General features: G+C 60.2%; 17 protein-coding genes. 8 read left to right on the top strand and 9 right to left on the bottom strand.

The window, feature by feature from the left end:
• Positions 1 to 23: 23 nt before the first annotated feature.
• The 3 genes from IEV40_RS09295 to apbC form a co-directional block, all read right to left on the bottom strand.
• Positions 24 to 662 carry a DUF3306 domain-containing protein gene (locus IEV40_RS09295; protein ID WP_188420831.1) on the bottom strand — a complete coding sequence of 213 codons (639 nt, stop codon included), beginning with the start codon at positions 660 to 662 and terminating at the stop codon, positions 24 to 26.
• Positions 652 to 1182 carry a DUF3305 domain-containing protein gene (locus IEV40_RS09290; protein ID WP_188420829.1) on the bottom strand — a complete coding sequence of 177 codons (531 nt, stop codon included), beginning with the start codon at positions 1180 to 1182 and terminating at the stop codon, positions 652 to 654. Before IEV40_RS09290 ends, IEV40_RS09295 begins: the two co-directional genes overlap by 11 nt.
• Before the next feature lie 190 nt (positions 1183 to 1372).
• Complete coding sequence (gene apbC, locus IEV40_RS09285; protein WP_188420827.1) at positions 1373 to 2461, bottom strand: iron-sulfur cluster carrier protein ApbC; 1089 nt, start codon at positions 2459 to 2461, stop codon at positions 1373 to 1375.
• Positions 2462 to 2726: 265 nt separating this feature from the next.
• On the opposite strand from apbC, the gene moaA reads away from it, so the two are divergent.
• The 5 genes from moaA (at position 2727) to IEV40_RS09260 (ending at position 7270) form a co-directional block, all read left to right on the top strand.
• The gene (moaA, locus tag IEV40_RS09280) at positions 2727 to 3836 is read left to right on the top strand and encodes a GTP 3',8-cyclase MoaA (RefSeq protein ID WP_188420825.1); all 1110 of its coding nucleotides are present in this window, start codon (positions 2727 to 2729) and stop codon (positions 3834 to 3836) included.
• Positions 3837 to 3868: 32 nt separating this feature from the next.
• Positions 3869 to 4462, top strand: a complete 594-nt coding sequence (gene mobA / locus IEV40_RS09275; protein ID WP_188420823.1) for a molybdenum cofactor guanylyltransferase MobA — start codon at positions 3869 to 3871, stop codon at positions 4460 to 4462.
• 63 nt (positions 4463 to 4525) lie between these two features.
• On the top strand, positions 4526 to 5833 hold the full coding sequence (gene moeA / locus IEV40_RS09270; protein ID WP_229724060.1) for a molybdopterin molybdotransferase MoeA: 1308 nt from the start codon (positions 4526 to 4528) through the stop codon (positions 5831 to 5833).
• Positions 5834 to 5892: 59 nt separating this feature from the next.
• Complete coding sequence (locus IEV40_RS09265; protein WP_188420819.1) at positions 5893 to 6066, top strand: hypothetical protein; 174 nt, start codon at positions 5893 to 5895, stop codon at positions 6064 to 6066.
• A gap of 337 nt (positions 6067 to 6403) precedes the next feature.
• The gene (locus tag IEV40_RS09260; protein WP_188420816.1) at positions 6404 to 7270 is read left to right on the top strand and encodes an HDOD domain-containing protein; all 867 of its coding nucleotides are present in this window, start codon (positions 6404 to 6406) and stop codon (positions 7268 to 7270) included.
• Positions 7271 to 7337: 67 nt separating this feature from the next.
• Here the strand turns inward: IEV40_RS09260 and IEV40_RS09255 are convergent, their stop codons facing one another.
• The 6 genes from IEV40_RS09255 to mltG all read right to left on the bottom strand — a co-directional run bounded on the left by IEV40_RS09255 (position 7338) and on the right by mltG (position 11966).
• The gene (locus tag IEV40_RS09255; protein WP_229724035.1) at positions 7338 to 8042 is read right to left on the bottom strand and encodes an ankyrin repeat domain-containing protein; all 705 of its coding nucleotides are present in this window, start codon (positions 8040 to 8042) and stop codon (positions 7338 to 7340) included.
• On the bottom strand, positions 8039 to 8818 hold the full coding sequence (locus tag IEV40_RS09250; RefSeq protein ID WP_188420815.1) for a TatD family hydrolase: 780 nt from the start codon (positions 8816 to 8818) through the stop codon (positions 8039 to 8041). Before IEV40_RS09250 ends, IEV40_RS09255 begins: the two co-directional genes overlap by 4 nt.
• A gap of 85 nt (positions 8819 to 8903) precedes the next feature.
• Positions 8904 to 9278 carry a PilZ domain-containing protein gene (locus IEV40_RS09245; protein WP_188420813.1) on the bottom strand — a complete coding sequence of 125 codons (375 nt, stop codon included), beginning with the start codon at positions 9276 to 9278 and terminating at the stop codon, positions 8904 to 8906.
• A gap of 52 nt (positions 9279 to 9330) precedes the next feature.
• Positions 9331 to 10356: a DNA polymerase III subunit delta' gene (locus IEV40_RS09240; protein WP_188420802.1), complete on the bottom strand. Its 1026-nt coding sequence runs from the start codon at positions 10354 to 10356 to the stop codon at positions 9331 to 9333.
• On the bottom strand, positions 10353 to 10967 hold the full coding sequence (tmk, locus tag IEV40_RS09235) for a dTMP kinase (RefSeq protein WP_188420800.1): 615 nt from the start codon (positions 10965 to 10967) through the stop codon (positions 10353 to 10355). Before tmk ends, IEV40_RS09240 begins: the two co-directional genes overlap by 4 nt.
• A gap of 9 nt (positions 10968 to 10976) precedes the next feature.
• Positions 10977 to 11966: an endolytic transglycosylase MltG gene (mltG, locus tag IEV40_RS09230; protein WP_188421182.1), complete on the bottom strand. Its 990-nt coding sequence runs from the start codon at positions 11964 to 11966 to the stop codon at positions 10977 to 10979.
• Positions 11967 to 12118: 152 nt separating this feature from the next.
• On the opposite strand from mltG, the gene ygfZ reads away from it, so the two are divergent.
• Genes ygfZ through IEV40_RS09215 form a run of 3 tightly spaced genes read left to right on the top strand, consistent with a single transcriptional unit; the run spans position 12119 to position 14269 of the window.
• Complete coding sequence (gene ygfZ / locus IEV40_RS09225; RefSeq protein WP_188420798.1) at positions 12119 to 13168, top strand: CAF17-like 4Fe-4S cluster assembly/insertion protein YgfZ; 1050 nt, start codon at positions 12119 to 12121, stop codon at positions 13166 to 13168.
• 40 nt (positions 13169 to 13208) lie between these two features.
• Entirely contained in the window at positions 13209 to 13496 is a 288-nt protein-coding gene (locus IEV40_RS09220) for a DUF4936 family protein (protein ID WP_188420796.1), read from the top strand.
• Positions 13487 to 14269: an NRDE family protein gene (locus tag IEV40_RS09215; RefSeq protein WP_188420794.1), complete on the top strand. Its 783-nt coding sequence runs from the start codon at positions 13487 to 13489 to the stop codon at positions 14267 to 14269. Before IEV40_RS09220 ends, IEV40_RS09215 begins: the two co-directional genes overlap by 10 nt.
• The last annotated feature ends 34 nt before the right edge of the window (positions 14270 to 14303 follow it).

The following is a 14303-nucleotide window of genomic DNA, read 5'->3' as shown; positions in this document are numbered from 1 at the left end:
ACCGTCCGCTTCAATCGTCTGCTTCACTTCTCTGCTTTAGTCCTGGCAGTATCCTCCATTGCATCTATCGTTTCGTTTACTTCCGGCGGCTTCGCTTTTCCGGCATCGGATATCTGCTGTGCTGCGTCGAGCGGGACTTGCTCCTGCTTATTCTGCATCGTGTTTGCATCATCATCTGCGGCGTCGCTTATCTGGCGATTCGTCTGTTCCGATGCATCCAGCAACCGCATCAGCGATGACTGCGCGCTAGCCGTCGGATTCAGCAATTCCTTCGCATGGCTCAGCGATGCCAGCATCGCCGGCGAGATCGGTTCGAATTTGGTGAAATCCTCGATGTAGACATCGAGGCCGTCCATGACATTGAAGTGTGGGTCGGAAAAAAGCTTCTTCATGGCCGAACGCTTTACCGTTTCATCCACGCCCTTTGCCATGAAAGGCGAATAGTCGGAATCGCGTGTCAGCCGGGCGACATCCTCCATCGTCGGCGGCAGTGCATCTTCTCGCGCCTGCTGTCGATCCTGTGGAGTTTGCAGAGTTTGTGCCACACCGCGCTGTCCGCCGGCAGGCGATTCCAGGTCTGCTGAAATAGGCAGCGTATCGGTTGGCGCTTCGGCCTCCGTTTTTTTCTTCGCCCACCGCGCAAAGAATTCTTCAGCCGCCATGCGCCTTCTCCTCGGCACGCGCCATCCGTTCGACCCCCTCGCCGCCCTCGAACGACGGCTTCTTGTGCTTGCGCTTGGGTTCGGGGTGATAGTGCTCGCGCGTGAATGCCGTCAGCCATGCAATGACGTCATCCGATGCCGGCAACGTATCGACACGCTCGCCGCTATCCATCTGGCGCGCCGCTTCGTTATAGGAAAGCGTGACTGTCTTGGGAACGGCGATCTCTTCGCCATCGATTTCTTCGATGCGCCACATGATGAACCAGCATGGTTCGGGCGCGCTGATGTTCAGGAAATAGCCTTCCGCTTCGCTGGTACACAGGTTGAAGGAAAGGTCGTTGAAAAGCCAGAGTGTCTCGGCATTACCGGCATTGGCAGGATCGTCATGCAGGCGGCGCGGCGCATGCGGGGAGCCGGCCTCCCCGACGATCTCGACGGGTTGCCACTGAAAAGGCTGCCATCTGCTCGCAAGCGGCGTGCGTCGCATGACGACGCCGATACGTATCGCTTCCGTCTCCATGTTTCTCCAATGCGGCAAGGCCGCCTTCGTTGCAAGGATGGCACCGCTTCGGCGCCGAAACCGCATGCCGGCCTGCGGCATGCGGATGCAGGAAGATCATGTCGCGCAGGCGTTTTGCCTGCGCATAGAGAAACATTGCTGTTTCGGGATGAACATACCCCGAAACAGGAACAGCATCAAGCGCAGAAAATTAATCGTTCTTGACGACGATGGTCGGGAATTTGGACGACATGTCCTTTGCTTTTTCTGCCACCTTGATCGCGATGGTACGTGCGATCTTCTTGTAAATATCGGCGATCGGACCCTGCGGATCGGCGATGACAGTCGGCCGGCCCGAATCCGCCTGTTCGCGAATCGACATGGTCAGCGGCAATGCGCCAAGGAAATCCACGTCGAAATCCTTGCACATCTTCTCGCCACCGCCTTCACCAAAGATCGGCTCGGCATGTCCGCAGTTCGAACAGATATGCATGCTCATGTTCTCGACGATGCCGAGGATGGGAATGCCGACCTTCTCGAACATCTTCAGGCCCTTGCGTGCATCCAGCAGCGCGATATCCTGAGGCGTCGTCACGATCACCGCACCGGTCACCGGCACCTTCTGCGACATCGTCAGCTGCACGTCGCCGGTACCCGGCGGCATGTCGACGATCAGATAGTCCAGATCGCGCCAGTTGGTCTGATCCAGCAGTTGCGTCAGCGCCTGCGTGACGATCGGGCCGCGCCAGACCATCGGTTCGTCCGGATCGATCATGAAACCGATGCTCGATACCTGCAGGCCGTAGTTTTCCATCGGCTCCATCGTCTTGCCGTCCATCGTTTCCGGCCGGCCGGAAATGCCCATCATCATCGGCTGCGACGGGCCGTAGATATCGGCATCCAGGATGCCGACCTGTGCACCTTCGGCGGCCAGCGCCAGCGCCAAATTGACGGCCGTGGTCGACTTGCCGACACCGCCCTTGCCGGACGCGACCGCGATGATGTTCTTGACGTTGGATTTCAACTTGACGCCGCGCTGCACTGAATGCGCGACGATCTCCGAATAGACGTTGGCCGTGACCGAACCGGCGCCTTCGACGCCGCGCACCGCCTCGACCGCAGCCTTGCGGATTCCATCGATCTGGCTTTTCGCCGGATAGCCGAGTTCGACGTCGAACAGCACGTTGTCACCGTTGATCTGGATGTTTTTCGCCGAACGGCTGCTAATCAGATCCTTGCCGGTATTGGGGTCGATAACGCCGGACAAGGCTGCCTTGACTGCTTCGATGGTAATGCTCATTGGTTCTCCTGGATTTGGTGGTGCAAGTCTAAACCAATTTGTACCTTGCCCGCTTTGCAAGAACGCGCCACAGAGCAAGTTTTCGCGTCTTGCCGATACGACATTGCGCTCCACGACATATCCCTATGTTTCGTCATTGAATTTACGCGACAAAACCGCATCTTCTTTCTGGAAAATCCCCATCTTTTCCGGCAAAACGACGATCCGCGTTCGACAGTGTCGGCGCGAAACACTTACAATGTAGGCTTGAAGCTTTCCTCCTGCCATGACCGAAAAAATCATTCCGCTTGCCGACCAGCGGTATCTGAACCGGATACCAATCGTACCGGCGCATCTTGAAGCGCCCACCGGGCTGCTGGCGGACACGCGTGCACGGCCGCTGCACGACTTGCGGATTTCGATCACGGACCGCTGCAACTTCCGCTGCGTGTACTGCATGCCGAAGGAAGTCTTCGACAAGGATTACCCCTACCTGCCGCACTCCTCGCTGCTGACCTTCGAGGAAATCACCCGCGTCGCATCGCTGTTCGTCGCACACGGCGTCGAGAAAATCCGCCTCACCGGCGGCGAACCGCTGCTTCGCAAGAACGTCGAAAAACTGATCGAGATGCTGGCCGCGTTGCGTACGCCCGACGGCCGCGAACTGGATCTGACGCTGACGACCAACGGCTCGCTGCTGGCGCGCAAGGCGCAGGCGCTGAAGGATGCCGGTCTGAAGCGCGTAACAGTCTCGCTGGATGCGCTCGACGATGCCGTTTTCAAGAAGATGAACGATGTCGATTTCGCCGTCACCGACGTGCTGGAAGGCATCGAAGCGGCGCATCGCGTCGGCCTGGGTCCGATCAAGATCAACATGGTCGTCAAGGGCGGCATGAACGACCAGGAAATCCTGCCGATGGCGCGCCACTTCAAGGACACGCCCTATGTCCTGCGCTTCATCGAATACATGGACGTGGGCACATCGAACGGCTGGAAGATGGATGAAGTGATCCCGTCCGCCGAAGTCGTGCGCCGCATCAGCGCCGACATGCCGCTTGAGCCGATTGCGCCCAACTACACCGGCGAAACCGCCAACCGCTGGCGCCATGCTGATGGCAGCGGCGAGATCGGTGTCATCTCCAGCGTCACACAGGCCTTCTGCAGCGACTGCAGCCGCGCCCGGCTTTCCACCGAAGGCAAGCTCTACACCTGCCTGTTCGCCACCGGCGGCCACGATCTGCGCGCGCTGCTGCGCAACGGCAACAGCGACGAGGAAATCTCCACCGTCATCGCCCACATCTGGCGCGCACGCGACGACCGCTATTCCGAATTGCGCACCGCCAACACGTCCGAGCTGAAGGAGCGCAAGGTCGAGATGTCGTACATCGGCGGCTGACGCCTTACAACCATCTTTCGATACGCGACCATATGGATACCAGCCGCATTACAGGACTCATACTTGCCGGCGGACGCGGCACACGCATGGGCACGGTCGACAAGGGGCTGCAGGTATTTCGCGGCGCGCCGATGGCACTGCACGCGCTGATGCGTCTGGCGCCGCAAGTCGGCCATGTGATGATCAATGCCAACCAGAACATCGCGCCCTATGAAGGTTTCGGTGTTCCGGTCTGGCAGGATGAAATCACCGGCTTTGCCGGACCGCTGGCCGGCCTGCATACCGGCCTCGTGCATTGCGAGACCGATTTTCTCGTCACCGTGCCCTGCGATTCGCCTTTCGTGCCGACCGATCTGGTGGCGCGGCTGACGGCCGGACTGGAAAAGGAAGATGCCGATCTTGCCGTTGCAGTAACCGGCGAAGGCGAGACCCGCCAGCCGCATCCGGTCTTCTGCCTGGTCAAGGCATCGCTGCTGCCGCACCTGACACTCTATCTGCAGGAAGGCGGCCGCAAGTTCGACAGATGGTATGCGTCGCTCAAGACCGCCGAAGTGCATTTCGACGACGAAGACGCCTTCCGCAACATCAACACGCTGGACGAATTGCGCAAATACGAGACGGAGTGACCGATGAATCTGCGCAATACCCGCTTCCTCCGCGACTCCGATCTTTCCGCCCTCGACGACGACATGGATAACGATTCCGCTTCTTCCCGCACGACGCTGGCCGGCGTCATCAGCTGCCTGTCCGACTACGATCCCGATGCGCTGCCGGTGCAGGATGCGCAGACCATCATCCGTCAGTTCATCGCACCGGTATCGGCCGTCGAGAAAGTCGCAATCCGCAGCGCTCTCGATCGCGTACTTGCCGCCGACATCGTTTCGCCGATCAACGTGCCGGCGCACGACAATTCCGCGATGGACGGCTACGCACTGCACGGCACCGACCTGAAGGCGGATCAGGACCTCCAATTGAAGGTTCTCGGCACCGCCTACGCCGGCCGCGCGTTCGACGGCAAGGTCGGCAGCGGCGAATGCGTGCGCATCATGACCGGTGCGGTGATGCCGGACGACTGCGATACCGTAATCCCGCAGGAATTCACGCGCGACGAAAGCGAATCCGGCGTGACCGTTCCTGCCGGCAGCGTCCGCGCCGGCGACAATCGCCGCCTGAAAGGCGAAGACCTGGCGCAAGGCACACCGGCGCTGCGCAAGGGCAAGATTCTGCGCCCGGCCGATCTCGGCCTGCTGGCATCGCTCGGCATTGCCGAAGTGCCCGTGCACCGGCGGCTGCGCGTCGCCTTCTTTTCGACCGGCGACGAACTGCGCTCGATCGGCGAGACACTGGACGAAGGCTGCGTCTACGACAGCAACCGCTACACGCTGTACGGCATGCTGACGCGGCTGGGCTGCGACATCGTCGACATGGGCGTCGTCAAGGACAATCCGGTCTCGCTGGAAAACGCATTCCGCACCGCCTGCGAAAACGCCGACGCGATCATCACCTCCGGCGGCGTTTCCGTTGGTGCCGCCGATTACACGAAGCAGATGATGGCGCAACTGGGCGACGTGACGTTCTGGAAGATCGGCATGCGCCCGGGTCGCCCGATGGCATTCGGCCGCATCAGCTCACGCGGCAAGGATGCCTTCCTGTTCGGCCTTCCCGGCAATCCGGTAGCCGTAATGGTGACGTTCTACTTCTTCGCCCGCCAGGCTTTGCTTTACATGATGGGCGCATCCGAAGACCAGACGCCGATGACCGTGCCTGTCCGCTCGAAAGCCGCCATCCGCAAGCGCCCGGGCCGCACCGAGTTCCAGCGCGGCATCCTGAGCGTTGGCGAAGACGGCGTGCGTGAAGTGCGCATCACCGGCTCGCAAGGTTCCGGCGTACTGCGTTCGATGTCGGAAGCCAACTGCATGGTCGTGCTGGAGCACGATCGCGCCGAAGTGAAGGCCGGCGACATGGTGAACGTGATCCTGTTCGATGGCTTGATCTGACGCTTGATCTGGCACAAATCGCCGCCATCTGTTCACCGAGCAGATGTTAGGAGTGCGACATGAGCAAGAAAAAATGCTGCAAGAGCAAGAAACCCTGCAAGGATTGCCCGCGCAACAAGAAGAAGAAAATCAGCGCTATCTATGCTGACGCCGCTGATAAATCCGCCGAATCATGCAATGGCCGCCACGAAGGCGTGATTGCCATATCGATCCGGCATGGCGAAGACTCCTAGGCACTTCACGATATTCCCGACAAGCCAGGATCAAGCAAGAACGCATTTATCCGGTATCAACGCATCCCTCCCCACTTCCGCTCGGATCAATCTCCCATAGAGCATCGGTTACGTATGGCAACCAACCGGTCGCTGATAACGCAACTCTCGCCAAGACCTGAAAAACGGTCACGGCGACATGCCGGACATTTATTGCCAAAAAACAACCGCTTTTTCGCCGTTTGGATTATGCTGTCCAAAACAAATATCCGCACAGGATAAGTACGGCTCAGGCTGCCGGCAGCTTCGCCAACCATCGCGATGCAATCCGGCACGGTAGTGTTATTGGGGGAACACTATGTCTGGACAAGCGGCATCCGGAACCGGCGCAACGCAAGAGCTTGCACGCCCCGTCAATATTCCCCCTCGCCCCGCCCTGCTCATCGCGCTGCAGCACGAGATGAGTAGAGACGATCCCCACATCGGAAAAATTGCGCGATTGATCAATCGCGATGTCGCCATTGCCGGCAATCTGCTGGCCATCGCCAATTCCGCCATGTTCAATCTGGGGCGGCATGTCGAAACGATAGAGGGCGCCATTTCGCTGATCGGGCTGAATCATTGCCACGCGCTGCTGACGCGTCTGATGGCGCGCCGTGTACTGGCGCACGGCAGGATGATGATGCCGCGTTTCTGGGACGTATCGGAAAAACGCTCGTGGGGCATGCTGCACGTGGCAAGGAAAATGCATATCGCATCGCCGGAAGCCGCGCATAACTTCGGCCTGTTTTCCGATATCGGCATCCCGTTGATGATGGCTTCGTTTTCGTCCTACCCGGAGACGCTGCTGCTGGCAAACCGCATGGAAACCTGCGGCTTCGTCCAGCTGGAAAATCAACGTCATCGCATCAACCATGCCGTGGTCGGCGCCATGCTGGCGGAGCACTGGAATATCGATGCGGATATCGTGCTTGCCATCCGCAAGCATCATTCATTCGAGGTACTGGACAATGGTTCGGCATCGTCCGCCGTGCGCGAACTGATCGCCGTTCACCTGATCGTGGAAAAAGCCATCCAGGATTTCCGGCATGCCGTCTCCGGCGAATGGAACAGCCGCGGTACGCTGGCAATGGCTGCCCTGCAATTGTCGGACAGCGATGTCAGCGCATTATGCGAGGAACTGCAAACACTGTTTTTGAGTCCTGGCTTCCGCTTCCCGCAATAAACACTCGCATTGCGATGATTGCAAAAACCGGGCGTAGCGCCTACGGCAGCAAGTCCGGCGTCGAGAATTACAGCTTGCCGGCCTTCTTCAGACGGTAAGTCAATCCCTCGACGATATCCTTGTGGCCGCCCTGCTGCGCAAAATCGATGGCTGTCATGCCGGCATCGTTCTTCAAGGTCGCATCCGCGCCGGCGTCCAGCAGCAGCTTGACGGTCAGGATATGGCCGCCGCGCGCCGCCATCATGATCGGCGTCGTATTGTTCGGCGATTTCGCATCGAGGTCGGCATTCTTGTCCACCAGCATCTGCACGATCTCGTTGTCGCCGGCCGCTGCCGCGTAGTGCAACGGCGCCCAGCCACTGCGATTGACCTGTGCGCCCTTCGCCAGCAGCAGGCGCACCGCCTCGCGATTGGCCTTGTAGGCAGCGATCATCAGTGCCGTATCGCCATTCTTGATGCCGTAGTTGATATCCGTTCCCGGCGCATCCAGCAGTAGCTTGAAGACCTTCATCGAATTTTCGCGCAGCGCCAGGATCATGCCGGTATCGCCGCGATCCGGCTCAACCGTATTCGGATCGAAACCGCGGCGCAACAGATCCTTGATCGTATCCGCGTCATCGTTCTGCGCCGCCTGGAAATAATCGTCGTAAGAGCCTGCATGCGCCGGCATCGCAGTAAAAGCCAGCAGCGCCAGTGAAACCAGAAACGCCAGAAACACCCTGCGCATGCCGCCAGTCAGAGCAGAAACAATCGGTGCGGAAACCATCATCATCGTGCGATCTTGAACAGGTTGAAGAAATTGTCGGTCGTCTGTTTCGCCACCTCGTCGACCGACACGTCCTTCAATGTGGCGATAAATTCAGCAACGTAGCGCACCAGCGCCGGCTCGTTCATCTTGCCGCGGAACGGCACAGGCGCCAGATACGGCGAATCGGTTTCGATCAGCATCTTTTCTAGAGGCACTTCGCGTGCGACGGCCTGCAGATCCTTTGCACTCTTGAATGTGACGATGCCGGAAAACGAAATATAAAAACCCAGTTCCATCGCCGCCTTCGCCACTTCCAGCGATTCGGTGAAGCAATGCATGACGCCCGCCACACCGCCGTCAGCGATGCCCGCGCCCTCTTCGCGCATGATGCGAATCGTGTCTTCGGAAGCCGCACGCGTATGAATGATCAGCGGCTTGCCGGTCGCACGCGAGGCACGGATATGCGTGCGGAAGCGTTCACGTTGCCATTCCAGATCGCCTTGCAGCCGGTAATAGTCGAGTCCGGTTTCGCCGATGGCAACGATGCGCGGATGCTGCGCCAGCCGGATCAGTTCGTCGACCGACGGCTCCGGCGTGTCTTCGTAATCGGGATGCACGCCGACCGATGCATAGACGTTCGGGTGCTGTTCGGCCAGCTTCAATACGTCGGGAAAGGTTGGCAGATCGCAGGAAACGCAGAGCGCGTGGCTGACTTCGTTCTCGTCCATCCGCGCCAGGATTTCCGGCATGCGGACCGACAGTTCGGGGAAATTGATGTGGCAATGGGAATCGATGTACATGATCCCGCCATTGTACGCGCCTGCTGCTTTCGCCGTTATGCCGCCCCGCTACTGCAAGCGTGGAACACGGCAGTACGCACAGAAATTACAGCGTATGCGTGGCGCGCGATGAACCGAGCGCGGAACCGAGCAGTTCCTCGATACGCTGCTTGACGCGCTGGCCGCTCTCGTCGGCCGAGAACTGCACGCCTATGCCCTGCGCCTTGTTGTTATTGGCGCCGGCCGGCGTGATCCACGCGATCTTGCCGGCGATCGGGTATTTGGCCGGATCGTCCATCAGCGTCAGGATCAGATAGATTTCGTCGCCGACCCGGTAAGCCTTGGTGGACGGCACGAAGATGCCGCCGTTGGCGAGGAAAGGCATGTAGGCCGCATACAGTGCGGATTTTTCCCGGATCGGCAGCGACAGTACCGAAGGCCGGACGGCGGCGCCTGCAGCTGCATTCGGTGTTTCTGCCATATCTATCTCCCAGAGAAATCTTTGTGCTTATGCCTGTGTCGGCGCGCAGCGATCAGGAAAAAAGTTTCGCGTAATCCAGCAGCATGTCTTCGACGAAAAGCCGCGGCGCCAGCGGATGCTCGGCAATCGCGCGGCGTTCGCCGACACTCTTGATTGCCTGCAGCAACGCCGTCGTATCGACACGCGCCGCCAGTGCGCCCAGCTCCTTGCCATAGCGCGGATAGTAACGGATTGTGCCGGAAAGTTTGACGGAAAGCACGTCGTACAACCAGCGCTGTTGCCATGCCACCAACGCGGAAACCGGCGTCTTCTGCAGCCGTTCTGCCGTCCGCAACGCCGTGTCGATTCCTGGCTGCGCCAGCTGGCGCAACAGATCGTCCATCGCTTCGCGGCTGTCATCCTGCGATGCGTCCAACGCGGCCAGCGGCGCGCCGCCATGTTCGGCCAGCCAGCCTTCCGCATCCTTGACTTTCTGTTCCTGCAACCATTGCAGCGCCTGTTGCCGATCCGGCATCGCCAATGCGAACTTGCGGCAGCGCGACAGGATGGTCGGCAGCAGGCGATCGAGACTGTGCGTGATCAGCAGGAAAACCGTCTGCGGCGGCGGTTCTTCCAGCATTTTCAGCAAGGAGTTGGCCGAAGCCGTATTCAGCGCCTCGGCCGGATGCAGCAGGATCACGCGCAAGCCGGAACGGTGCGTGGAAACGTTGATGAAGTCGCCCAGTGCGCGCACCTGTTCGATGCGGATATCCTTGGAAGGTGCCTTCGTCGATTTCGATTTTTTCGACTCGCCTTCTTCATCGCCGTCGGCATCGTCTTCTTCCAGCGCCTCGGGGCGTACACGACGATAGTCGGGGTGGCTGTACTGGGAAAACCAGCCGCAGGCCACGCAACTGCCGCAGGCGTGGCCGTCCGCCATCGGCGTTTCGCACAGCAGCGCTTGCGCGCAGGTTTCGGCGAAAGCCGTCTTGCCTATGCCTTCCGGCCCGTGAAACAGGATCGCATGTGGCAGGCGCGCGCGCAGTTGCTGCCATTGCTGCCAGGCTATCTGCTGCCAGGGATACAGTGCGTCCTTCATCCGGCCATGCTCTCGATCAAGGCGCGTAATTGCTGCTGGATGGCATCGATCGGTTGCGTGGAATCGATGACGCGAAAACGTTGCGGGAATTCCGCTGCGCGACGCAGATATTCGGTACGCGTGGCATCGAAGAAACCCGCCTTTTCCTGCTCGAACTTGTCCAGTGTGCGTGTCGCATCCAGTCGCGCGCGCGCCACATCCAGCGGCACATCGAACAGTAGTGTCAGATCAGGTTGCAGATGCGGATGCACCCATTGTTCGAGCGCATTCAACTTGCCACGATCCAATCCCCTGCCACCGCCCTGATAGGCGAAGCTGGCATCGGTAAAGCGATCGGAAATCACCCAGTCGCCGCGCGCCAGCGCCGGCGCCATCACTTGCGCGATGTGCTCGCGCCGCGCGGCGAACATCAGCAGCGCCTCGGTTTCCAGATGCATCTTCTCGTGCAGCAGCAGGTTGCGCAGCGACTCTCCCAGCGCCGTTCCGCCCGGTTCGCGCGTGACGACAACCTGCTTGCCCAGAGCGCGCAGTGCGTCGGCCACGAAAGCCAGATGCGTCGACTTGCCTGCGCCGTCGATGCCTTCGAAGGTGATGAATTTCGCGTCGTTCATGATTGTTGGCTACTGCCCTAGGCGGCGCTGGTATTTGTTGACCGCGTTATTGTGATCGGCCAGATTGGACGAGAACTGGCTGGTGCCATCGCCGCGCGCAACGAAATACAACGCGTTGCTGTTGGCAGGATGCAAAGCGGCATGCAGCGATTCCGCGCCCGGCAGGGAGATCGGCGTCGGCGGCAGGCCCGGGCGCGTATAGGTGTTGTGCGGCGTATCCGTCAACAGATCCTTCCTGCGGATGTTGCCCTTGAAGCTTTCGCCCATGCCATAGATCACGGTCGGATCGGTCTGCAACGGCATGCCGACACGCAGGCGATTGACGAAGACGGCAGCGATCATGTCGCGTTCCGATTTGCGGCCGGTTTCCTTTTCGATGATGGAGGCCATCGTCAACGCCTGATACGGCGTCGCATACGGCAATGACGTATCGCGCTGCTGCCATTCCGTATCCAGCTTCTTCAGCATCAGCCTGTGCGCCTGACGGTAGATTTGCAGGTCGCTGGAATTCTTGGCGAACATATAGGTATCCGGATAGAACAATCCCTCCGGCATCGTGTACTCGGACGAAATCTTCGCCATCAGCTCGCGATCGCTCATGCCAAGCGTTTCATGCTTCAGGCCGGGGTGGGCGTCGATCTCGGCGCGCATCTGCGCAAAGGTCCAGCCTTCGATGATGATCAGCGCTTCCTGCGCGAATTCGCCGCGCACCAGTTGCTGGATCAGGCGCAGCGGCGATGTGCCCGGCTTCAGTTCATAGGTGCCGGCCTTCAGCTTCGTGCTGTTGCCCGTCAGTTGCGCCAGCGCCGTCAGCATCAATGGATGAGCCGGCACACCGGCATTCTCGATCTGCCGCATGCTGCTGCGCAGGCTGCTGCCCTGCGCGATCGTGAATTCGATGGAAGGCTGGCCTTCGTCGAGGATGGGGCGTTGCGCCCAGTATCCGAATGCCGCGGCAACAATCGCCAGCAGGATAAGCAGCTTGAACAGTCGTTTAATCAAATCGGAACTCTGCAAGAATCGAAGAACGGCGGGGAAACGACCCGGTGCGCAAATCGGGCGACGATCCGACGCATTTTCACCACGCCACTATAATCAGACCCTAATGATAATCGCTGAACCCGGCCTGACTCCAATTTATTGCTGAAATCATGACTCCCTGGCTAGACTTCCTTGCGCAGCACGGCGCGCAATTCAGCACCGAGACGGTGCCGCAACTGCTGTCGTTCAGCCGCGGCAACGCTGCGGAAACCGCACGTACCAACTTCATCGCGCCGCTGACGCATCTCGGGCTGATCGCCGCCACCGGCGACGAAGCCGCGCACTTCCTGCACAACCAGTTGACCAACGATGTCGAGCACCTCGATCCCGCACAGGCGCGCCTGGCCGGCTATTGCTCGCCGAAGGGACGCCTGCTCGCCAGCCTGCTGATCTGGAAAAATGCCGACGGCATCCTGCTGCAGATACCGCGCGAGATCCAGCCGACCGTACAGAAACGCCTGCAGATGTTCATCCTGCGCACAAAGGCAAAACTGGCCGACGTCAGCGACGAACACGTGATGCTCGGCCTCGCCGGCCCGGCCGCCGCCAGTGCATTGATGCCATGGTTCCCGGAACTGCCGCTGGCGATCTACGACAAGATCGATACCGATGCCGGCACGCTGATCCGTCATCCGAACGCCTTCGACATGCCTCGCTACCAGTGGATCACATCGCCTGCGACAGCGATGCAAGCTTGGCCGCAATTGTCCGCCGTGCTGCAGCCGGCCGCGCCCGATGCATGGCAACTGGCGGACATCGAAGGCGGCGTGCCGCAGATCACGGCTGCAACGCAGGAACAGTTCGTGCCGCAGATGATCAATTTCGAACTGATCGGCGGCGTCAACTTCAAGAAAGGCTGCTACCCGGGACAGGAAATCGTCGCGCGCAGCCAGTATCTGGGCAAGCTGAAACGCCGCATGATGCATGCCCATGTGGAAACCGACAATATCGTTGCCGGCGCCGAAATCTTTTCGGCCGACGATCCCGGCCAGCCTTGCGGCATGGTCGTCAACGCGGCGCGCGCCAATGCGCAGAGCTTCGACTGCCTGGTCGAAATCAAGCTCGCTGCCGCCGACGGCGATGTGCGTCTGGGTTCCGCCGACGGCCCGCCGCTGTCGTTCCAGCCGTTGCCCTATCCGCTGACGGACCCGGCTGCCTGAGCGCCGCCTGCAGCATCAGGCCGAATCACGGACAATGGGCATGGACCTCTACATCTACTATCGCGTGCGCACGGCAGACGCCGACGCCTACCATCGCAAGGCAATCGCGATGCAACAGATGCTGAAGCGGCAATACGACATCACGGCTGCCCTGAAGCGCCGGCCCGATGCACAGGACGGCCTGCATACATGGATGGAAGTCTATACGGCGGTCCCCACGGATTTCGCCGGCAAGCTGCAACAGGCCGTCGATGAAAACGGCCTGGCCGCTTTCATCGACGGCCCGCGTCATACGGAACAATTTGTGGATTTATCGACATGTGTCTGATCGTTTTTGCCTGGCGCGTACTGCCCGAAATGCCGCTGCTTGCCGCCGGCAATCGTGACGAATTCTATGTACGCCCGGCCGCCCCCGCCGGCTGGTGGCAGGATCATCCGAACATTTACGCCGGTCGCGACCTGCAGGGCGGCGGCACCTGGATGGGCATCACGCGCGACGGCCGCTTCGCCGCCATCACCAACATTCGCGCACCATCGGAAATGCGTACCGACCGACCGTCGCGCGGCGCAATCGTGCGCGATTACCTGGCGGGCGATGCCTCGCCTGCCGACTATGTACAGACGCTGGCCGAACAACAGACCGATTACAACGGCTACAACCTGCTGGTCGGCAATCAGGATGAACTGCTCTGGTATTCGAATCGCGGCGGCGATGACGAACGCAACGGCAAGCCGCTGATGCCTGGCATCTACGGTCTGTCGAATTCACTGCTCGATTGCACGTGGCCCAAGGTCGTGCGCTCGAAGGCGCAGTTCTCCAGCCTGCTGTGCCAGGGCGCTCCAGAAGATGCCTATTTCGAAATGCTGTCCGATACCACCTGCGCCTCCGACTGCCGCCTGCCGAAGACTGGCGTTCCGCTCGAACGCGAACGGCTGCTGTCGGCCGTCTGTATCGAATCGCCGGATTACGGCACGCGCGTCTCGACGCTGGTCCGCCTGCAGAACGGCTGCCCGCCGCTGCTGATCGAGCGCCCTGCCACGCCGATGGCGCCACCGGTGCAGGAACGCGCGCTGCACGGACGATGCATGCGGGGAATCTGACGCCTCTGCCGCGTCCGACAATTCAGAAGATTTT

It is taken from the genome of Oxalicibacterium solurbis (assembly GCF_014635845.1).
Taxonomy (GTDB): Bacteria; Pseudomonadota; Gammaproteobacteria; order Burkholderiales; family Burkholderiaceae_D; genus Oxalicibacterium; species Oxalicibacterium solurbis.
This window is presented reverse-complemented; position numbering and strand designations above follow the sequence as displayed.